Origin of the sequence: Paenimyroides baculatum (genome assembly GCF_008629655.1) — a bacterium.
Taxonomy (GTDB): domain Bacteria; phylum Bacteroidota; class Bacteroidia; order Flavobacteriales; family Flavobacteriaceae; genus Flavobacterium; species Flavobacterium baculatum.
This window is the reverse complement of record NZ_VWSG01000002.1, coordinates 341,585-363,555: the sequence shown is the minus strand read 5'-3', so window position 1 is coordinate 363,555 and position 21,971 is coordinate 341,585. Positions and strand designations below refer to the sequence as shown.

The 21,971-nt window shown below is 40.9% G+C and carries 15 protein-coding genes; 9 read left to right on the top strand and 6 right to left on the bottom strand.

Features of this window, described 5'->3' with window-relative positions; genetic code table 11:
• Positions 1-143 precede the first annotated feature (143 nt).
• The 3 genes from F0460_RS04250 (at position 144) to F0460_RS04240 (ending at position 6,986) form a co-directional block, all read left to right on the top strand.
• Positions 144-3,089: a SusC/RagA family TonB-linked outer membrane protein gene (locus F0460_RS04250; RefSeq protein WP_223810757.1), complete on the top strand. Its 2,946-nt coding sequence runs from the start codon at positions 144-146 to the stop codon at positions 3,087-3,089.
• Positions 3,090-3,106: 17 nt separating this feature from the next.
• Positions 3,107-4,474: a RagB/SusD family nutrient uptake outer membrane protein gene (locus F0460_RS04245; RefSeq protein WP_150010575.1), complete on the top strand. Its 1,368-nt coding sequence runs from the start codon at positions 3,107-3,109 to the stop codon at positions 4,472-4,474.
• Positions 4,475-4,538: 64 nt separating this feature from the next.
• Positions 4,539-6,986, top strand: a complete 2,448-nt coding sequence (locus F0460_RS04240; RefSeq protein WP_190304088.1) for an alpha/beta hydrolase family protein — start codon at positions 4,539-4,541, stop codon at positions 6,984-6,986.
• Positions 6,987-7,036: 50 nt separating this feature from the next.
• Here the strand turns inward: F0460_RS04240 and F0460_RS04235 are convergent, their stop codons facing one another.
• Positions 7,037-8,020 carry a T9SS type A sorting domain-containing protein gene (locus F0460_RS04235; RefSeq protein ID WP_150010571.1) on the bottom strand — a complete coding sequence of 328 codons (984 nt, stop codon included), beginning with the start codon at positions 8,018-8,020 and terminating at the stop codon, positions 7,037-7,039.
• A gap of 358 nt (positions 8,021-8,378) precedes the next feature.
• Here F0460_RS04235 and F0460_RS04230 point away from each other — a divergent pair, with 358 nt between their 5' ends.
• The 4 genes from F0460_RS04230 (at position 8,379) to F0460_RS04215 (ending at position 14,132) form a co-directional block, all read left to right on the top strand.
• The gene (locus F0460_RS04230; RefSeq protein ID WP_190304087.1) at positions 8,379-9,416 is read left to right on the top strand and encodes an AraC family transcriptional regulator; all 1,038 of its coding nucleotides are present in this window, start codon (positions 8,379-8,381) and stop codon (positions 9,414-9,416) included.
• A 144-nt stretch (positions 9,417-9,560) separates the two neighbouring features.
• Positions 9,561-12,416, top strand: a complete 2,856-nt coding sequence (locus F0460_RS04225; RefSeq protein ID WP_150010567.1) for a TonB-dependent receptor — start codon at positions 9,561-9,563, stop codon at positions 12,414-12,416.
• A gap of 11 nt (positions 12,417-12,427) precedes the next feature.
• Positions 12,428-13,507 (top strand): tyrosine-protein phosphatase, encoded by a 1,080-nt coding sequence (locus F0460_RS04220; RefSeq protein ID WP_150010565.1) that lies wholly within the window; start codon positions 12,428-12,430, stop codon positions 13,505-13,507.
• Between the two features lie 196 nt (positions 13,508-13,703).
• Entirely contained in the window at positions 13,704-14,132 is a 429-nt protein-coding gene (locus F0460_RS04215; protein ID WP_150010563.1) for a hypothetical protein, read from the top strand.
• Positions 14,133-14,189: 57 nt separating this feature from the next.
• Here the strand turns inward: F0460_RS04215 and F0460_RS04210 are convergent, their stop codons facing one another.
• The 5 genes from F0460_RS04210 to F0460_RS04190 form a co-directional block, all read right to left on the bottom strand.
• Positions 14,190-14,477 carry a DUF6520 family protein gene (locus tag F0460_RS04210; protein WP_150010561.1) on the bottom strand — a complete coding sequence of 96 codons (288 nt, stop codon included), beginning with the start codon at positions 14,475-14,477 and terminating at the stop codon, positions 14,190-14,192.
• 598 nt (positions 14,478-15,075) lie between these two features.
• The gene (locus F0460_RS04205) at positions 15,076-16,092 is read right to left on the bottom strand and encodes a hypothetical protein (RefSeq protein ID WP_150010559.1); all 1,017 of its coding nucleotides are present in this window, start codon (positions 16,090-16,092) and stop codon (positions 15,076-15,078) included.
• A 496-nt stretch (positions 16,093-16,588) separates the two neighbouring features.
• Positions 16,589-17,059 carry a MauE/DoxX family redox-associated membrane protein gene (locus tag F0460_RS04200; protein ID WP_150010557.1) on the bottom strand — a complete coding sequence of 157 codons (471 nt, stop codon included), beginning with the start codon at positions 17,057-17,059 and terminating at the stop codon, positions 16,589-16,591.
• 103 nt (positions 17,060-17,162) lie between these two features.
• Positions 17,163-18,071: a helix-turn-helix domain-containing protein gene (locus tag F0460_RS04195; protein ID WP_150010555.1), complete on the bottom strand. Its 909-nt coding sequence runs from the start codon at positions 18,069-18,071 to the stop codon at positions 17,163-17,165.
• Complete coding sequence (locus F0460_RS04190) at positions 18,058-18,453, bottom strand: DUF7793 family protein (protein WP_150010553.1); 396 nt, start codon at positions 18,451-18,453, stop codon at positions 18,058-18,060. Before F0460_RS04190 ends, F0460_RS04195 begins: the two co-directional genes overlap by 14 nt.
• A 199-nt stretch (positions 18,454-18,652) precedes the next feature.
• Here F0460_RS04190 and F0460_RS04185 point away from each other — a divergent pair, with 199 nt between their 5' ends.
• Positions 18,653-21,028 (top strand): aminotransferase class I/II-fold pyridoxal phosphate-dependent enzyme, encoded by a 2,376-nt coding sequence (locus F0460_RS04185; protein ID WP_150010551.1) that lies wholly within the window; start codon positions 18,653-18,655, stop codon positions 21,026-21,028.
• 188 nt (positions 21,029-21,216) lie between these two features.
• Complete coding sequence (locus F0460_RS04180) at positions 21,217-21,921, top strand: RteC domain-containing protein (protein ID WP_190304086.1); 705 nt, start codon at positions 21,217-21,219, stop codon at positions 21,919-21,921.
• The last annotated feature ends 50 nt before the right edge of the window (positions 21,922-21,971 follow it).

Below are 21,971 nucleotides of genomic sequence, written 5' to 3'. Positions count from 1 at the left end.
ACCTCGCAGGTTAAAAAAAAATCCCCCTGAAACTAAGTTTGGCAACCGGATCAGGGAGATAGTATTAATTAACGTAAATAAATTAACAACCCAAAGGTATGAAAAAAATTACTTTTGCAGCACTTGCTGTACCCCTAATGTGGGTGTTGCTCATATTACTCTTTTTTAGCAGCAACAAATTACACGCGCAAGAAACAATTCTAAGCGGCGTGGTAAAAACTGCCGACGGTACACCAATAGAAGGCGTAACCGTGTGGCAGCAAAACACCGCTAATGGTACCCAAACCAATGAACAGGGCTTCTACACCTTAAGTATCTCACCAAATGCAGTCATCGTATTCGAATACATCGGCTACAAAACCCAGACCGTAAAAGCCTCCGGCAGTATACTCAACGTTACCCTTACACCAGACGATGATACGTTGGAAGAACTGGTGATTAATGCAGGTTATTACAGCGTTAAAGACAAAGAACGAACCGGAAGCATTTCAAAGATCACCTCGAAGGAAATTGGTCAGCAACCAGTTGCCAACCCGCTGGCCGCAATGCAGGGACGTATGGCAGGGGTGAACATTACGCAGAGCAGCGGTACCCCCGGCGGCGGCTTCGATATACAGATCAGGGGGCGCAACAGTTTACGTACCGAGGGAAATGCGCCCCTGTATATCGTTGATGGTGTTCCATTTCCGTCACAGTCCGCTTCGGATATGAACCTTACCGCTATGCTGTTTCCTTCTGGGAATACAAGCCCGCTGAACAGCATCAACCCCAACGATATTGAAAGTATCGAGGTTTTGAAGGATGCCGACGCGACCGCTATTTACGGTTCCCGTGGTTCAAACGGGGTAGTGCTTATTACCACAAAAAAAGGCAGTACAGATAAAACAACATTCTCCGTTCAATCCACCACTTCCGTAAGTACCGTTTCAAAATTCATGGATCTAATGGATACGCATCAGTATTTAAAAGTCCGTAGGGATGCTTTCGCAAACGACGGCATTACAGAATATCCTGCAAATGCGTATGATATAAACGGAACATGGGATCAAAACCGATATACCGATTGGCAGCGCGAGTTCATAGGGGGCAAGGCGGTATCGCACAACACCCAGTTTTCTGTGGGAGGCGGTTCGGGGCGCACATCTTATCTTTTAAGTGCAGGACACCGCACCGACGGTACCGTGTACATGGGCGACTTTGGTTATAAACGCACCAATTTTTTACTGAATGTGAACCACAGGTCTGCAAACGACCGTTTCGGTTTGCAGGTAAGCGTACAGAAAAGCAACCAGAACAACAGGCTCATGGCCAATGATCTTACAAACTCTATTTTTCTGGCGCCGAATGCACCTGCATTGTATGATGCACAGGGCAACCTGAACTGGGAGAACAACACCTTTGAAAATCCGGCAGCAAAACTCAATTCTAAATATTTCTCAAAAACAGCCGATTATACGGCGAATGTAAATCTGTCGTACAACCTTTTACAAAACCTGCAGATCGGTGTTTCTACCGGTTTTAGCGATGCTTCTACCGAAGAAATTGTTACGGTACCGCATACCGTTTACAGTCCGGCATACAACTATACCAGCAGGGAATCTGCCATGACGAAATCTTCACTCAAACGAAGCAGCTTTATTGTGGAACCTAAAGTGGTATGGAATGTAGAGCAGGGCAATAATGCGTGGAACTTGGTTGCCGGTGCTACCCTTGAAACAAGGGAACAGCAGGCGTTCAGTGTGCAGGGTGGTAATTTTTCGTCAAACGACCTCATCATGAATCTGGCAAATGCGGTGAATAAAAACATATTGACCGATTCCGAGACGCTGTATAAATACATAGCATTATACGGAAGGCTTAACTATAAGTATTTGGACAGGTATATTGTAAACCTTACCGGCCGTCGTGACGGTTCAAGCCGTTTCGGTCCCAACAACCGGTTTGCCAATTTTGGTGCGGTAGGTGCTGCATGGCTGTTCAGTAGGGAAGGGGCATTGGAAAACAGTTCCTGGCTAAGCTTCGGAAAACTGCGTGCCAGCTACGGTATTACGGGAAGTGATTTGATAGGAGATTACCAATACTTGAATGCCTATAGGATAAGCCATAACCAGTACGACGGTAATGTGGGGTTGGAGCCTGCAAGGCTGTACAATCCCGATTTCAGCTGGGAGAGCAACAAAAAACTGGAAGCAGCAGTAGAACTGGAATTTTTCAACGGCAGGCTGGCACCGTCAGTGGCATGGTATCGCAACCGCTCGTCTAATCAGCTGGTGGGTATTCCGTTGCCGGGAACAACAGGCTTTAGCAGCGTACAGGCAAATCTGGGTGCCTTGGTGGAAAACTCGGGCTGGGAAGTTACCCTGAGGTCTTTGAATGTGGTAAAGGAAAATTTTAAATGGAGTACCGATATAAACCTATCGCTTCCTAAAAACAAGTTGTTGGATTTCCCTAATTTGGAAGAATCTACTTATGCATTGCAATATACGGTAGGCTATCCGGTATTTATACAGAAGGTATACCATATAACGGGTGTTGATCCTGAAACGGGTCTTTATCAGGTGGAAGACCGCAATGGCGATGGTGTAATAACAAGTGACGACCGCTCTATGATTATGAACCTTGGGCAGAAATACCACATGGGTATCGCAAACCAGTTAAACTATAAAAACTTTTCATTAGGCTTTCTGGTACAGTTTGTTAAGCAAACGGTGCGTAATCCCGACTATAATGCAGGATTGTTCGGATCTATGAACAACAGCCATACGCGCTATGCTGATTATTTTCAGCCCGAAAATCCGGGTGGGGTATACCAGATGCCTACAACCGGGGCAAACCGTCCGGCACTGCAGGCAACAGACTACCTCAGAAACAGCAACCTCAGTATTTCCGATGGATCGTTCATCCGTTTAAAATCGGTTCAGCTGCAGTACAGGCTTCCGCAACACTGGTTCAAAGGAACACAGCTGGTGTACCTGCAGGGTTACAACCTGTTTACGCTTACGAAATTCTGGGGCAGCGATCCGGAAACTGCTACAGGCTACCTGCCTGCCTTACGCACCATAGCGGTAGGCGCTTCTCTTAACTTCTAACTTTAACAGCTACAATCATGAAAAAACGAACAATTATATTTGGTTTTCTTTGTGCGGCACTGCTTTTCACAGGCTGCGAAGACTACCTGGAAGTGGGTGAGCCTAAAGAACAGATCGGTTCGCCAAAGGTGTTTAACGACGACCGCATGGCGGTTTCTGCAGTAACACACATCTACACCCAGATGCGTGCCAATGGCTTCTTCGCGGGCAACCGTTTCGGAATGGGTTACTACCTGGGTTGCTTAACAGATGAATTGGAAGTGGTCAATCCGCAGTCAAGCAACCACCGCCTGTTCTACGAAGGATCGGTGTTGGCAGGAAATAACGGAATCAGGGATGTGTGGAACCATACCTACAAACAGCTTTACGGCGCCAACAGTGTGTTGGAAGGGTTGCAGGAAAGCTCTGGTGTATCTGCCGAAGTAAACAGTCAGCTTCGTGGCGAAGCACTGGCAATACGCGGTATACTGCATTTTTACCTAACACAGACCTTTGGCAGTGTGCCTTATGTAACGGTAACAGATTACAATATAAACAAGAGCATTGAAAAGATGCCGGTTGTAGCGGTTATGGAAAAAGCGGTTGCCGATTTGAAAGAGGCAGAAGAACTGCTTTCGCCCGAATATCCGTCGGCAGAAAGGGTGCGTATCAATCAGCGGGTGGTACAGGCGTTCTTGTCAAGGATGTATCTGTATTTACAGCAGTGGCAGTTGGCGGCGCAGTATGCCGAAAAAGTATTGGATGACCCTGCTTACGAAATGGAAACAGTGGAAAAAGTGTTTTTAAAAGACAGTAAAAGTGCCATCTGGCAGTTTAAACCAGATAATCCCGGTAGAAATACCTTGGAAGGTACCGAATATATTTTTACGGTGATACCGGCTCCACAGTCAAGGCTGTCAATGGAACTGGTAAATTCTTTTGAAACAGGTGATCTCAGAGCTGCAAATTGGTTGAACAAGGTAAACGGTAATCCGGAAAACTACTGCGCCTATAAATACCGACAAAGAAGTGCTACATCGGCATCACAGGAATATTCCGTGGTGTTGCGTATCGAAGAAATGTACCTGATCATGGCAGAAGCTTCGGCGCATCTGGGTAACACTACCGATTTTGAAGACTACCTGAATGCAGTTCGTGAGCGTTGCGCTTTGCCCCCTGCTGTTGCAACGGATATAAATGCAATGACTGCTGTGGTGTTGCAAGAGCGCCGCCGGGAATTGTTTTGTGAGTTCGGGCATCGCTACTTTGATCTTAAACGAACGGGTAAACTGGAGGTACTCGCAGCTTCAAAACCTGGTTGGAAATCGTATTTCAACCTGTTGCCGCTGCCCGAAAACGAATTATTGTTAAATCCCCGTCTGCTTCCGCAGAATCCGGGCTACTAATCCAAGGTATATGAAGATGTTATTTAAAATACTTTTTTTTTGTACGCTGCTTCCAAATCTAGCTGTGGCACAAGAGAAGCAAGCAATGGTAGAACATATCGCAAACGATAAGGTAAGCCCAGACAGCAGGTATGTAACTTTTGTGAGTGTTAAAGATGGAAAGCCCGATCTGATTTTGAGGGAAGTAGCTTCTAACAGATCTTTGACCTTTGAAGGGATGGGTACTAAAACCGAGTTGACCAATGAGTACTTTTTCGGAATGAACAATAAAAGACAGTTGGTCAAAGTATCGTTGCATGATTTCAACACAGAGCAAATAGACGGTGTAGTTTCTTACAGTTGGCTGCACAGGCAGCAGAAGCTTTTGTATCTGAACAATACGAAAGAAGTGGTGCTGTTAAACCCCGCTACACAAAAGATGTTGAAGTTTGAAGATGTCAAGTTTTATGAAGCTTCACCAAATGGTAACGCTGTTTTATTGGTGAAAGCTTCGGGTGAGGTTTTTAATATGTTAACAAGCACAGGCAGTACGCGACTTTTGGGGAATGTGGATAACGGTATGCAGGCAAAACACGTACTTTGGAATAAAGACGGTAGTTTGATTTATTTGATTGCTGCCGATGCTGAAAATCTCGTTGTTTTTAAACAGTTGAAAAATAAAATTACTCCTTTGCTAACGGTGGCAGATTACAAAAAGGCATTTAATACCAAAATAGATATCTCCCGTATGCAGGTTTCTTTACTTGATAACCAAAAGATCGCATTTTCTGCGGTGGGCAGGGCAGCAGACAGGGCAGATGAAATAGAGGTATGGGAGGGAAACAGTGATTATCTGAGACCGGACAGCCCTGCAGCTGTTTCATTTGTGGTAGCAGATGTGGGAACCGGTACGGTATTAAACCTCGCAGAGCGCTTCCCTGCAATGCAGTTTTTGGTTCATCCGTTTTCAAAAAGCATATATGCGTACCGGATCAATGACGACCTTACAAAGTTTATCCCGACCAAAACTTTTTATAGGATCGACAGCAAATATAAAACAGCCGAAAAGTTGGCTGAGCTCACAGAAGGGGCAAAAACAATTTATTTTATACCCGATAAACCGTATGCGGTATATTTTTACCGGAATAATTGGTATCTGTATGATGAAGACAAAAGCACACACAAAAAGCTCGGTAATGAAACCGATACGGTTGCAGTAAACAAAACCTCTTATTTCGAACGCTTTCAGCGGAAAGGGTCTGGCATATTTACAGATGGACAAAAAAGGATAGCAGTTCCTGTTGGTAATGACATTACGTATTATAGGTTTGATGGTAAATCACCTGCAGTTGTTTTTACAGCTACTGCAGACCGTACCTGGTATATGGACGAATGCAACGGAAATATTATATATGACGGACCCGTACCCGGTAAGATACTTAAAACAGCTGAGTATAAAGACAACGTATTGCGTTGGCATTCACTGGATCACAGTCTAGAGGGTATTGCCTATGCAGGTACAGATCATAAGGTTCGTGATATGGTAGAAGGCAACTTTAAATACGGTCAGCTTAAAAGGTCTCAACGCATCGTTACCTTTGTGAGGGAAAACGGACAGTCAGTACCCGAGTTATGGTATGTTGATCTAGTGACTGGAGATACGGATATACTGTATAAAAGCAATAAGCACGACAGTATTTCAACCCAACACGCAGTAAAATATTATACTTGGAAGAACGCTTTCGGGCAGGAAACGGGAGCGATAGTACGCTTCCCCAAGGGATATGACCCTGCCAGGAAATACCCGGTAATTGTAGATGTGTACGAACAAAAGCTTATAATTCAAAATGAATATACCTCTCCCTTTGCACAAAGTATGACAGGTTTTAATTACCACGACTACGTAGGTGATGGCTATATTGTGATAGAGCCCGACATCTACTATACTTACGGAGATCCGGGTGGTTCTATATTGAACTACATAACAGAAGCTCTGGATCAACTGCAGGATAAGGTGGCGATTGATCGTGACAATATGGGTATCATCGGCCATTCGTTCGGCGGTTATGAAACCAACTACATGGTAACCGCTACACACATGTTTAAAGCAGCTGTTTCGGGTGCCGGCATTGCAGATATCGTCAACTGGTATTTTTCAGTAAACTGGGAAAGAAGGAAGCCGGAATTCTGGAGGTATTATGAAGAGAGCTTCCGCATCGGTAAAGGTTTTTTTAAGGCAAAGGAATCATATCTTGCCAACTCGCCCATACTTCACGCAGATAAGGTACAGACACCTTTGCTGCTGTGGACTGGTAGGGAAGACTATCATGTTGACTGGCACCAGAGTGTATCGATGTTTTTGGCATTGAAAGACCTTGGCAAACCGGTAAACCTTTTAATGTATCCAAAAGAAGGACATGTATTGAGTACAGAACCAAACCAAAAAGATCTGACGCTAAAAATTAAACAGTGGTTTGATTACCACTTAAAAAGTAAGGACAAACAACAATGGATGTATGAAAGCAGCAATTAATCTGTCCTTGTATAATTAACAGTAAAAAAGCAACCTATTTAGGTTGCTTTTTACTTTTTAATAAATTTTTTAACTGCTGTTCCTTGGTTCGTTTCAAGGTACAGCATATAGGTGCCGCTTGCTAGATCTGCAACGTTTAACTGTACTTCTGCTTCACTGTTAAAACTTTGTGTGCTGATTACTTTACCTGCTAAATCATAAATTTCAGTTTGTTTAACAAATAGTTTCTCACTGTTAGTAATGGTCACAATATCTGTAGCCGGGTTTGGATATAGATTAAACTTTGCTGCTAAATGCTCACTGCTGCTTAAATAGGAAGGTAAACTTGGTAATGCTGATAATTTGATATTATCAAACTTAACCTCATGGACAGCGGAATATCTCGTATCAAATTCTAAATTATCAGGTGTTCGGTTATGTGTGAAAGGAAATGAGTTATAATAATTAAGGGTTGGAATGTAAAAATGGTTAGTTTTGGTATTATAGTCTATAAATATTTCTACTTTTATCCACATATTATGAGGGAAATTAGTAGAGTTATAAAATTTTACAGTATTTTGCGCACTTATATTATTAGTATGCCAGTAACCAACACTTATACGGTTTTGACCCGGAAAAAAAAGTGCATTAGCCAAAACTGATCCCTGACTTGATATTCCACCAACTGCGTGGTAAATACCTGAACCATGAAATTCATATTCAAATTTCAAAATATCATGACCTGCAGACCTGTTATTCCACAAGTTATTTATAACGCCTTGAGCCTGCTTTATGTTAATTCCAGAAGAAGTATTAGTATTGGTTTTTATTGTAAGTGCCTTACCTTTTCCCGTTTCAGTTGTTACCAATGCAGTATCTGATCCGTTGGAATATCTTGATACAAGCCATCCTCCTTGTCCTACAGTAGTACCGGTATAATCAGTATTCAAATCTCCGACCGGATAAGTATCAAAATTCTCTGTAAATAGTACTTGTGCGCTAATAAATTCAACTGATAATATCAATATTAGTGTAAAAAGTGTAGTTTTTTTCATAATTTATTTTGTTTATTATTCAAATATAATAAAAATATAAAAAAAGTATTTTGTTTTAATATGAAATGATTCTTTAGCCCAATAATAAAATTTTAAATTTAAGGTACTGATGGCTTTAGATATTTTGGGATAAAGCAGTTAGCGAATTCCGTTGACGAAGCATTTTTGGATATTCGGTAAGGCTTTTAAATAATAACTTTAGACCAAATATGTTTACATTCCGTTAATTTTAAAATAAACTGGCTGCCGTATATTTCGCAACAAAAACAAAATAAAAGCCATGGAATTTTTTTTACTCTTAATTACGCTGCAGCTGTTTATAAACCTGTTTTTTATTTCCCGGTCAAAAAGTGGTTTAATGCAGGATAAACTCCTAAAAATCTACATACTTATTGCAGGAATATCGGTGCTTTCTAAATTTGTTCTCCTTGTGAACGAAAACGTCCCAAACCTACTGGTAACCGTATCTTCTACTTTTGCATTTGCGGCACTTACGCATTTATACATCAGGTGTGTGGTTACAAAGAAGGAAATAAACAACAGAACAATTCTTCTGCATCTGCTTCCGTTTCTTTTTTCAATTGTATTGTTTATTGGTGAAGTCTTTATTATTTTCTTTTTTCCTGAACTTAAAAATCACGGGGTAGTTTTGATAGTAAGCAGTTTTGCGTTGTATTTCAGGCTGGTTTCACTGGTTGTTTATTTGTTTGCAGATATATATTATGTTTTTAAAACAGCCGATAAAAGACCGTTTTTTTCTTTTAAGACCGATAAGGTTCTGGTTGCGGTTTTTATTGCCAATAAGTTGGTATTGGTAGCAATTATTACTGCTAGCATTTTTCATTATAACGTGTTCTCATTTTTGGCGTTTCTTCAAAACCTTGTAATCAGTTCTTTGATTATGTATTATAGGGTATTTCTGCCATATCAGCATAAAATCGCAGAACAGCAGCAACTGTTGAAAGAATTGATCTTTAAAACCAAAATGGATGAGGTAAAACCAAAGTACCAAAAGGTAGGATACGATGCAGAAAAGTTGCACACGTATGTTGATAAGGTGGAGGTATATTTGGAAAAGGATAGACCATACCTGGATATGGATTTGACTTTTGACCAATTGTCTGAAGAAACCGGTATAAGCAAGCACGACCTGTCGTATATTTTAAACCAGCATCTGAATACAAATTTCTACCAGCTTATAAACTATAAAAGGGTTGATTATTTTTTAGAACATATCCACGAAATTGAAACAGAAGGAAAATCAATTCTGGAACTGGCCTTTGAAAGTGGCTTCAATTCTAAATCAACGTTCAATAAATACTTCAAGCTGCATACGGGAACATCACCAAGCGATTACATTAAAAACAGGGAAAATAATTTGGTAAACATTCCTTAATAATTTGTTTATATTGATTAAAACTCTGATAATCAGATGTTTGTTTTGTTTTTTAGGCGTACGAGGGCGTACGTACGTTCGTTTAAATTGGTTCGCACACTGTAAATTTTTCTTTTTTCGTCATTTGCCGAAAATTTAAAAACAATGAAATTCAAACACATGTCATTATTGGCCGGGCTGTTTTTTCAGGCTGCGGTTTATGCACAGGATCACGGTCGTGTCTTCGGATCGGTTGCAGATACAAACGGTAAGCTGCCGGGAGCCTCTGTTGCTATTCAGGAACTGGAATACACGGCAGACACCGATTTAAAGGGCGAGTTTTCCCTTAACAATATTCCTCCTGGTAAATATACCCTTATTGTATCGTACTTGGGTCATACCGATCTGGTATATGAAGTGGAGGTACTTTCGGGACAGGTAAACAATGTAGGAACCTTAAATTTTACGGCCGATTCGGAAGAATTAGATGCTATTGTAATTACCAGTTATCAGGCACCAAGCCAGGCAAAGGCATATAATATTCAAAAAAATGCTGCTGGTATCATGAACGTAATTGCGTCTGATGCCATAGGTAAGCTTCCGGACAGAAATGCTGCCGAAGCTGTTCAGCGTATTTCCGGAGTTTCTATTGAAAGAGATCACGGGGAAGGAAGGTACGTTACCGTGCGCGGTACACCTTTACAGTGGAACTCAACGCTTATTAACGGCAGCCGTATGCCTACTTCCGAAGGTACTTCCGACAATTCTTCTGGAACCCGTACATCTCCGTTGGATATTTTTCCTTCTGAAATGATCGAATATGTTCAGCTTTCTAAAGCGATCACACCGGATATCGAGGGTGATGCCATTGGCGGATCGGTAAATTTTATTACCAAAACAGCTCCAGATAAAAGAACTTTGAACCTTACGGCTTCGGGTGGATACAACGATCAGGTACGCGATGGTTCTTACGGAGCTTCTTTCCTTTACGGTGACCGTTCAAAAAATGAAAAGTTCGGTTACATGATTGCTGCTTCTTATTGGAAACGTAACTGGGGAACCGATAATATGGAGGTGGTTTACAATCCAAACGATCATTCTATAGAAAATCTACAGTTAAGGGATTATAACGGTATCCGTAGGACAGCAGGTATTAACACGGGGTTTGAATACAGGTTCAACCACAGCCACAAATTATTTCTAAGGGCTGTTTACACCGATTTTCAGGACGATGAACGTGCAATTGAAAATATTTACAACTTCACAGAAAACGATTTCTCTATGCGTGTACGCCAGGGAATAATCGGTATTAATTTATATGGTGGGGAATTCGGCGGTATTCATGATTCTGATAGCGGTAAATGGAAATTCGATTGGAAAACGGCAATGTATGCTACCGATATGGAGTCTAGAAAACCGAAGGATTCAAATTCCAAACACAGCAGTTACCTTATGTCAGTGTTTTCAACACCTATGACCTATAACGGACTGGCGCCGGACGGTAAAAGGTATTTGGATATAGACAGTCCTGCAGGCTATCAGGGTGATTCGTACAAAAGCCTTGCTCCTCGTATGAATGGTACGGTAACCCCGGATGATATGATGCTTACACAGCTCATGGCTATAGATATGGGAAGTTATGAAAGGGATTGGGTAGGAGAGATGAATCTTGAGTATAAACCTTCTGATAAATTTACTGTTAAAACAGGTGCAAAGTTAAAGGCAAAATACCTTGAGAGAGGTAATCCCATGAATATATATGCCTATTTGGGCGGTGAAGACAATCCGATATCGATGGGCAGCTTGGAAGGTCGCGCATTTCCATACAACGGTGGATTCCTTACCGAATTGGGAAATACCTACAGTGACGCAATGATGCCGGGAATAAGTTTGAACCAGCTGGGGAATCTTTTTTCTGAAGAAAACTTGAACAATCCGCTGTTTTACCAGATTGCCATGGATGAAAAGAATCCTAGTTCGGCAGCTTCTTTCTATAAAGGAAACGAAGATGTGTATGCAGCCTATGTAATGGGAGATTACAAGTTGAACAGTCAGTTGAGGTTGATTGGTGGATTCCGTTTTGAACATACCAAAATTAAATACACAGGTAATGAAGTAGTTACCCTACAGGACGAAACCGTTGAAATAAAGCCTACTACAAGTACAAGTAGTTTTAATGCCTTTCTGCCAATGTTGCATTTAAAATATTCGCCTCAGGGTAATTTTAATATCCGTTTTGCTTATACAAGAACGTTTGCGCGTGCTAACTTTGCCGATCTGAACCCTACGGAATCAAGAAGTCTGCTAAGTACTCCACCAACAATTTCAAGAGGAAATATCGATTTGAAACCAACATTCGCAAATAACTTTGATTTATTAGGTGAATACTTTTTCGACGATATCGGTATCGTAAATGCAGGAGTATTTTATAAAAAGCTAGAAAACGTGATATACACGGCGCAAAGCTTCCGCGTCATCGATAATAGTCTGTACCGTTTAACACAGCCTGAAAATTCTGAAAGCGGCTGGCTGGCAGGTTTTGAAGTGGGTATTAACAAAAGGTTGTCTTTTTTACCGGGTATTTTGAGTGGTCTGGGAGTAGATGCTAATTATACGTTCACCAAATCAGAAATGCAGGTACCTAACTATTCGGCAGATGCTAACGGAGAAGTGATTGTAACAACTTCTGAAGAACCACTTCCAAACCAGTCAAAACACATCTTCAACGCAGCGCTGTTTTATGAAAAAGGAAAAACAGTGGTTCGTGTTGCAGGCAACTTCAAGGGGGAAGCTTTAGCGGTAGTTCAGGGAAACCCGGAAAACTACAGATGGTACGACAAAAATTTCACGGTAGATTTGTCTGCTTCATACAAGATATCAAAGAAAATAACCGCATTTGTAGAAGTAAACAACCTTACAAATGCCCCGTTGCGTTATTACCAGGGTACGTCAAACCGTCCGGAACAGCTGGAATATTATTCTGTTAGAGGAATGGCGGGCGTAAATATTAACTTGTTTTAAAAATCTTAAAAATGAAAAATCTTAAAAATAATATAGCCTTAACAGTTGCTTTTATGCCGCTGTTTATATTTGCGCAGACGAACATTAAGCAAACATTGCAGGAAACAGTTTCTGTTTCTTCAGACGATAAAACCATAACACTGAAATTTAATGAAGTGGGTGATTATGTAATTTATGAAGGAAGATCTGTCGGATCCATTGATTGGAATTCGCCGGTAAACGTAAAAAATACGGCTGTTTATACAGCAGAGAAAAAGAGTCTGCGCCCGTTTTATGCCGTTGTAAACTATAAAAAGGATACCGTAATGGTAGCAGAAAGAAAAATACCCTTCAAAAAAACGGCAAATTTCAGAGATCTGGGGGGTATTGAAACACAGGACGGTCGTTTTGTTCAGTGGGGAAAATTCTATCGTTCTGATGCGATGGCTTCGTTTACTAGTGAAGAACTGGAACGTTATGCGGCACTTAATGTAGCAAAAGTGTTCGATATGCGTTCTACAAACGAGGTAAAGCAGGCGCCTAACATGTTACCGAAAGGTGTACAGAATATTCATGTACCTATTTTTGATGAAATGCACAGCAGTATGTTTGCAGGTATCGAAGAAAAAATGAAGAACGGAACCCTTACCGAAAAAGATGCAGCAGAGTTGTTGATGGTAGGTAACAAACAGTTTGCAAGTGAATATGCGGCAAAGTTTAAGGGCATATTACAGCAGATGCTGGCAACGGAAGAACCGGTTGTTTTTCATTGCAGCGCAGGTAAAGACCGTACGGGGTTTATGTCTGCAATGATACTTTCGACATTAAATGTAGATCGTGAAACAATTTATGACGAGTACGAAATGACAAATTTTTATACAAAAGATAAAATTAAAGGGATGATGGAACAGGCAGAAAAAGGAAAATCAATGTTTCCGGGGATGGACACAAAAGCTTTGGCAAAACTGATGACGGTTGACCGTGAATTTTTAAAGGCTGCTTTTGATATCATCGATTCGCAGTTTGGCGGAATTGACCAATATCTGAAAAACCAAATGGGAATTTCAGATCAAGACCGCAAAAAACTGATAGATACATATACATACAGATAAATTAAAAGGTTTGTTTTAACAGGCTATAATTAAAAGTAACCCTAAACACAAATGTGTTTAGGGTTACTTTTGTTTTAGATTGTTGTAGAACCATTCGTTTCCAATGTTAAGCTTTTGTCTGAACTAAAAACTTAACATTGACTTATTAGTTAATAGTTTACATTTGATTAACGTAAAGTTAACTTTAATAAAATATATGGAAGAAGATAAAAAAAAGGACAATACTGCTGTCAATAATGAAAAAGTTGTAGATGTAGCAAAACCCGAGATCGAAGTAGAATTTCTTGATGAAAAGGAATCGTTAGATAACGAAGGTTTGGAAATAGAAAGTGTAGAAGGCGAAGTGATAAACACAGCAGATACCTTTGAAAAAAATACAGAAAAAACAGATAAATCAAACAAGAAAAAAGTAAAGAAGATGAGTAAGAAAGACGAAGAAAAAGAGAAAAAAGCAAAGAAAAAGCTTAAAGCAAAAGAAAAGCAAAAAGAGAAAGACAAAAAAGCGAAGAAAAAGAAAAAGGAAAAAGCAAAGAAAGAAAAGGCTGCAAAGAAACTGAAGGAAAAAAAGGCTAAAAAGAAAGCTGCAGCTAGAAAAAAGAAAGCAAAAAAATCAAAGAAAAAATAACTTTTAAATTAAAGGGCTGCATTAAGCAGCCCTTTAATTTAAAAGTTAAAAACTATTTTACAGTCGTGATAAATAACCTGAACAGGTAGTTTCTGTCTCCGCATCAAGTGCCCATATCTGTCCCAATACAAAATCTGTACATACAGGTCCTGCACCCATTTTACAGTCAACCGTAATCGGTTTACATCTGTTACCCGCAGTTTCATTGTGGTCATAGTAATACCCTTGAATTGCTGCGGTTTCAATTTTCTCACTCTGTTTCGCTGCATTTGTTGCAAATGCCGCCGCTGCGCCCAACACCACTACTGCAAGTGGCATCATGGCTTTTTTAAATGTTTGTTTCATAATATAAAAATTTATAATTTTTCGGTCTACTCTTTTTTACAGGTTTTCAACCGTTACCCCTGTCTATCGGCCGATAGTATTTTTATTTTAGAGAAGGAGGAGAGCAGCTATGCAATGATCTACCCATGACTTTATGCGTTAAGCTGCTACTCCAACTCCTGATTGTATAATTATTTTATCAATTTTAGTTTAAGCATGTGGTTAATAGTTGGGAAATAGGAATCCGGTTTGCCCGTAACCGGTTCCTGTTCCCAACAATCCACTCCCTAATTGTTCTCCTTTTCCTATTTAAACTAAAACACTATTAGTCATTCTACACGAATCAAGAGCGGTATGAACTTTTAAGCGAGTGTCGAATAACTGCATGAAGCGCAAGCTGATCGGGGTGCAAAGCACCGTTTCGATCTGGTAGCTTCAAAAGTTCGATTCGACCGTTTAAAAGATCGCCGCAATAAAAAGATTTTTGATACTTTTCATCCGAAAAGTATAGAGAAACCGAATATGCCTATTACCAAAGTGGAGATCTCGAAGCTCAATTTTCTACCACTACAGTATACAAATACATTTCGCATCAAGCATCCAACACCCGTCAAACTTCTCATTCCCTTTTCCCTAAAAAAACATACCTCACTAACGAATTCCCAACAAGCCCAAAGAAATAACCATCATTTACCGCATACTCTTTAATTTTCTCACCTTGGTGGTCATAAGCGTAAAAGCTGTATAAATACTCATTCTTGTTATAGTCGTACACATCTATGATGCTTGCCTGTTTCCACATGCTTCTCGGTTCATTCTTACCCATCAGTTCCGATTTTATATACAGCAGTCCGTTGTAGGCATAGGTCTTAGAATTGACCTTCTGCGGTGGCGCACCCATCTTGCGTTCGCCATTGGCTAAAGTGGTTACTTCAATCTTCGCAAGGGTAGTGGTATCTATGGTTTTACCTGTTACAAATCTGTTACCCTGCTGCTGATAAACCAGATACTGGTTGCGATAGTAGTACGTATAAACACCTTGGTCGGTCTTAGCATCGGTAACCAATTGTCCGTCGGTATCAAAGACCCCGTCGATCTGCTTTTGCAAAGCTTCATCATACAGTTCAAAGTTTGTACTGTCACTAACATCCAATCTTCCTAAAACATGCTCACCGTTCACAGCCCGCTGACTTCTAAACAAAAAAGTATTGCTCTTCATCGGTTGCAGTAAAGAGAAATATACTTTTTCTTCCATATATTTAGTAGCAGTCCAGTCGGCAGTATTTCCCTTATATATAATTGGAATAGTACCGTCACCCACAAAGAACTCCTGCTCCTGCACACGTATAGTCAGACTGCGGAACGAACGTTTTGTTTCATCCAGCTTAATCTGATGCTCCACCTTCGTACCTAGATTTGTAGGCACAGCCGTTATCAGTAGCGGAGCCGTATAGTTCCCCAGATAGATTGTATCATTGGTAAGCCCCGCGATGTAGTACGAATTCACTTCCATATCCAGATACTCTGCTTTGTCTATATGATGCGGCATAAACCTCCGCACAAACGGATTCTCCCGTTTCATGATATGCTCCGAACTCACGAACAATCCAATCACCACCGCACCGCTGATCACCATGGTTAATACGATATAGAATATTTTTTTCTTCATAATTTTATAGTTTATGGTTATAAGTTTTTAGTTATATGTTCTATCGTAAATGTGCTTTACTCTAATTCCGTCTCAATTGTCTTTTTACCGCTTCAAACAAAACCGCAGATGAGAACCGTCGCGAATCCAAAGGGACATTAGATTTTCAACGAGCGTTAAAAATGTTGAAATTTTCGTGAAAAGAAATGCTGTTTGAGAACTTGTTCGAGTTTATTTCTTTTAGGAAATAAGACATATTTTGACCGTTGAAAAATCTGAAGTCTTGACTTTTTTGGTTCGTTTTTTTGTCAAGAAAAAAATGAACAGATTAAAGTTTAAAACTTGAATATTTAATAGAGCACGAACTTAAAACGCCATTAGTGAAAAAATGAAGTTGAGTCGACGACTAAAGCGTGAGATGATCGGGGAGCAGAGCGACAATTCGATCAGATAGCTTTAGAGGAATAGATCAACCATTTTTGAACTACGGCAAGATTAAAGAAAAAAGACTTTTGCTTCTTTTGGTCACAAAAGAAGAAGAAATGGTATCATTGTCCGTAATTATTATGAAAACTGTCACTAAACAAACAACCCCATTAAACCACAAATGTTCCCACCACCCCAAATCCTCCAAAACCCCACCACAAGAACAGGGAACAAACGGACTATAATTTAAAATCAGAAAAATATAAACCGTAAACGCGGTCATAAACCCCAGAAAAAGATAAAGCCCCAATAACCTACTTTTTTTAAAGCAGAGCATCAGGGCAATGATCAGTTCACCGATGACGGTGGCGTATGCAATAAAAGTGGCGAAAACACTAAGTAAAGGTGACTGTGCTACTTGTACCTGAAAGTTTTCAAAGTCGGTCAGCTTGCTTACCGCTGCATATACGAACAGTATAATGAAGAAGTAAATAAAGACCTGTCTGCTGGTTGATAGAATGTTACGCATGACTTTACATTTTTGTATATTGTAAAGCTCACAAAGGCAAACGAGAAAAGAAATAGATAAAAAATAAATCGCATATACGATAAGAAGTTTTTTTTTTGAATAGTTATTCCCTCTTCTGCATACGTTTGCGCAGGATCTTCGGACTCACATGGTGGTGCTTCACGAAGGTGCGGTGAAAACTCGCATAACAGTTAAAGCCCGTAGTGGCAGCAATTTCCTTCAACGGTTTTTTTGTGCTGGTAACCAGCAGTCTGCTTTGCTCGATGCGCATCCGCAGATGGAAGTTACAAACGGTATCGCGGTACATTTCTTTAAATTTCGTTTTCAGTATTTCTTTGTTGATGAAAAATTTCCTGCTGAGGAAGTCCAATGTAGCCCTCTGGGAGTTTTCGGGTCTGCAAAGGTAGGTATGTATTTTCTGTATCTGCCGTTCTACATAATCTCTCTGTTCGGCACGACTTTTTGACGGCGTATCGGTTTCGGGGGTAAATTTCTTAAACCGTATGGCCGTAAGGTGCAGGGTAAACATTTGGGTATAGCTGCTGTACTGTACCTGTGTTTCATAAAAGAAAGGCAGGGAATGATGTTGAAATTCCAAAGAAACGGTAACCGTTTCCTTGGATAACGAATGCAGTTGTTTAACCACAGTACACAGGTTGTTGTACGAACGTTCCGATAAAAAACTGGCTATGGAAGCATTAGCCAGCTGGTTTGCAGGAACGTTCAGCAGGGAACTGCTTAAAGTACTGAAATCCCTGATGACTAAATCTTCATCCAGTTGCAGGTGGAACACCTGAAAGTAATGGTCTGCATTGGTCTTTGTTGAATAGGCAGTCTGGCGGATGCGGTGGGCAAGGGTTTCAGACAGCATGTTCACGCTCATCGCAATACTTTCTATTTCGCCTTGCTCGCTACTTTTAGGGATGAATGTGTTGAAGTCCCCCCGCGCCATTTCCATTAGTTTTTCATTTATCTGAACGATAAGCGGATGTACGTTTTTAAGAAAGGTCATTATTCTTTTTTTTAAGGGTTTCAAGAAATTCCAGTGCCGCAGCTTCGTTTGTAAACAATTGTGTTTCCTGTAAGGGCTGATCGGTTCCTATGAAAAACTCTGCCATACGGTAATTACCCATCTGGCGGCATACCAGCGCTACATGATCCGTGAGTTGTGATCCGTAAAAGGCAAGGTACGTGCGGGCTTCGTATGCTACATAGTGTACGTCTGTAATATCGCAAAGTACGGGGTATGATCTGCCGTCCTGAAATTGCAGCCGGTCACGAACAATTTCTTTGGCAGCTTCAAGGTCTATTACCACATCTTTTTTGTAATAAACATATACGATTCCCAAAAGTAGAGAATAGGTAGCGTAGTTATTTTCATGATAAGTGTTCATATCTGTAGTTTTATGTTACAATCTACAAAAAATTAGTAAAATAACTTTAATATTGATAAAATGCGGTCTTTTTAAAGCCATGGTTTTTAACATAAACATCTCATATAAGTAGAAAAGCATATACAAAAGGCAGAGTTGTCCAAATCCTTTTTTTTATTCAGCGCTTAATTTACAACTTTAGAAAAATAAAAAGAAGATTATGGCTAAAATTAACCACAACAATGCATTTGAAACAATAAACAGTTTTATTGAAAATGCGCGTATGCAGAATGCGGTGCATCTGTACGCACAAGACGAAATACTCACCGGCAGATCACTGAAGATCGCTGATACGGACTGCTGGCATTTTGCCACGACGGGTTATTTGGGACTGGAACAGGATATGCGCCTGAAGCAGGCGGCAGCAGATGCCGTTATGAAGTACGGTACGCAGTTTCCCCTTTCAAAGACCTATATATCGCACCCGCTGTATGCCGAATTGGAAGAGTTGCTCTTCAAAATGTTTAACCGACAGGTCATTGTGTGTAAGAACAGTACGCTGGCGCATTTGGGAGTGATTCCACAGGCAGTGGGCAGCGATGATGTGGTGGTGATGGATCATCAGGTTCATTGGAGTGTACAGCACGCCTGTAAAATGGTAAAAGCGGGTGGCGTTCCGGTGCACATGATCAGACACAACTATATGGAGCAGCTGGAGGATCTTTTAAGAAAATACCAAAGTTCGGGCAGAAAGGTCTGGTATATGGCAGACGGCATCTATTCGATGTACGGCGACCATGCACCGGTGGAACAACTAAAAAACTTGGCGGAAAGATATCCGGCACTCCATCTGTATATCGACGATGTTCATGGTACAGGTTGGATCGGTAAGAACGGTACCGGCTTTGCTTACAGCCATTGGAACGGTGTACCGCACAACATGGTGCTGGTAACTACCCTTAGTAAGACTTTCGGAGCCAGTGGTGCGGTTGTACTATGCGGTGATCCGGAGCTCCATGCGCAGGTAAAGAATTTCGGAGGACCGCTGACCTTTTCAGCTCAGTTGGAGCCCGCGGCGGTGGCAGCCGCTACGGCAGCCGCAAAGATTTTCCTGTCACCGGAAGTGGAGCAACTGCAGAGCAAACTCAGGGAACGGATCGGACTGATGAACAGGTTGTTGTCTGATACAGACATTCCATTGGTAGCAAACTGTAACACCCCGGTATTTTATGTGGCTACCGCCATGCCGCAGACGGCCTATTTATTGGTAAACAGGTTGATGGAGGCCGGGTTTATTGTAAATCCGGGAATATTTCCTGCCGTACCGGTAAAGAATGCCGGATTACGGATAACGGTTTCAAACCATAACGAACCGGAACATATACAAGAGTTGGTAAAAGCATTAAAATACCACTACCCACAGGCATTGGAACAAACGGGCAATTCCATTAACACGGTTCACACCGCATTCCGTATGGATACTGGGAAGTTAAGCAAACCGTTGCCTCATAAGCGATATACGGTTAAGAAGTGGAACAGCATCGCCGATATTCCGAAAGCCTTGTGGAACGATACCCTTGGCAACAGCAACGCCTTTGATTACGCTGGGATGCTGTTTGTCGAAAAAACTTTTACTTCGCTTCCTGCTTCATCATACAACCTTATGACGTTCTGGTATTACGGTTTTTTTGATACCGATGGTGATTGTGTGGGTATGGTAGGGATGTCCGAAGCTCTTTGGAAGGAAGATATGCTTGCAAAACCGCAGGTTTCACAGAAAATAGAGGAGGTAAGAAAAAAGGAGCCACTATTCCTTGTCGAACTCGCTTGGTCGTCTGGAACTACGTTTTCCGAAGGTGTTCATCTTTATCTAAAAGATAACTGCACCGAGGTGCTTTCTGAAATGATTAGAACTATAACAGCTGATTTTGACAAAACTTTAGCAGAGAAAGTGGTTTTTCGAGATTTTGAAGAAGACGCGAACCTGAACAGCTGTTTTCTTGATAAAGGGTTTGTGCAGGTTGAAATGCCCGATACTGCAGTGGCTGAATTGAATGATCAAAATTTTTCTGAGATGCTTTCTAAGCGTAACAGGCGCCATTTGAAGGAGGAGGTACTGCCTTACACCGGAGTTTATACTATTACGCTTACCTCATTTCTTACACCAGATGAGTTGAAGCACGCGCACAGGCTGTACCTCATGGTGAAAGACAACAACCTCGCAATAAATAACTTTCCGTACGAAGAACAGGTTTTTGATGAAATGAACCAGCACCCCAACTGGTATTTTCTCAAGGCAGTGAATCCTGCAGACGGCAGTTTGGCGGGCTGTATGTTCTGTTATTACAATGATGTGGCCCGGTCTTTCAGTCCTGTACTGATCGGGATGGATGAGGTACCTGACCGTCTGTTGCTGTACAGGCAGTTGCTGTACCATACGTTGCTGTTTGCGGTAGAAATGAAGTGTACCAAATCATACCTTGGTTTGTCTGCTTCGTTTGAAAAGAAAAAAATGGGTGCACGAATCATTAAAAAATATGCCTACGTACAGGCTAAGGATACCTACAGTTCTGATTTGTTGGCTACATTCGAGTAGTTCCTTACAACTTTCACACGTTAAAGCACTGTTTTAACCCCCTTAAAAAACAACTAAAAATGAACGTAAAGTTATTGGAACGGGTAACCGAACTCACAAAAGGCATGGAAGTATTTGAATATGTGGATCCAGAGTTGCAATTCAGGTTAAATGATAAGATTCAGCAGATAGAGAACGGAATAACGGAGTTGAATAGCTTCATACGAGGCTATCGTTTTAATTCCGTTCAAGATGAAATTGTCTATTTTAAAGAGATAAAACCACAGCTGGTAAAGGAGTATGTGTATCTGAGCTCGCTGAAAAGCTTCTACGAAAAACATCAGGATCTGGAAATAAAACAGTCCAAACCCTATAAAAAGGAAGTAGATCGGTTGCTCTATTTCATCAGGGATGAAAAAGACTTTTACGGCTATATAAAGAAAACACATACCCATAACGACGAGCGCTATTTCAGACGGCTGTCTGATTCCGGTGCATCGCGTACGCTGTACAACCTGAATGCAGATCTGGAGTCGTCGTGTTCACACGGATTGTTGTTGGCAAAAATAACTGCCTATGAAAAACTGATCGGTTTTTACACACGGCAGTTAAACCGACTCAAAGCACCTGTGGGAGCTGAACATATCAAAGTAGCTTTACCGCTGGAATGGAAAGCAAACAAAGTAGATGCCGTGGAACTGGTATACGCACTGTATTATTCCGGAGCGGTAGATACCGATAAATGTACGGTACACGAACTGGCAAAACAGTTCGGCGAATTATTCCAGATACAGATCACCGAACAACTTTACAGGGAATACATCGACATAAAGCGACGCAAACTGGAACCCGCAAGGTTCCTCGTTAAACTGCTGAACCATTTCCGCAACAAGGTAGAAGAAGAATATACCTGAACCCAAAGCTTTTCCAGAAGATTAATAAAAACTGAATAGAAAATAAACTC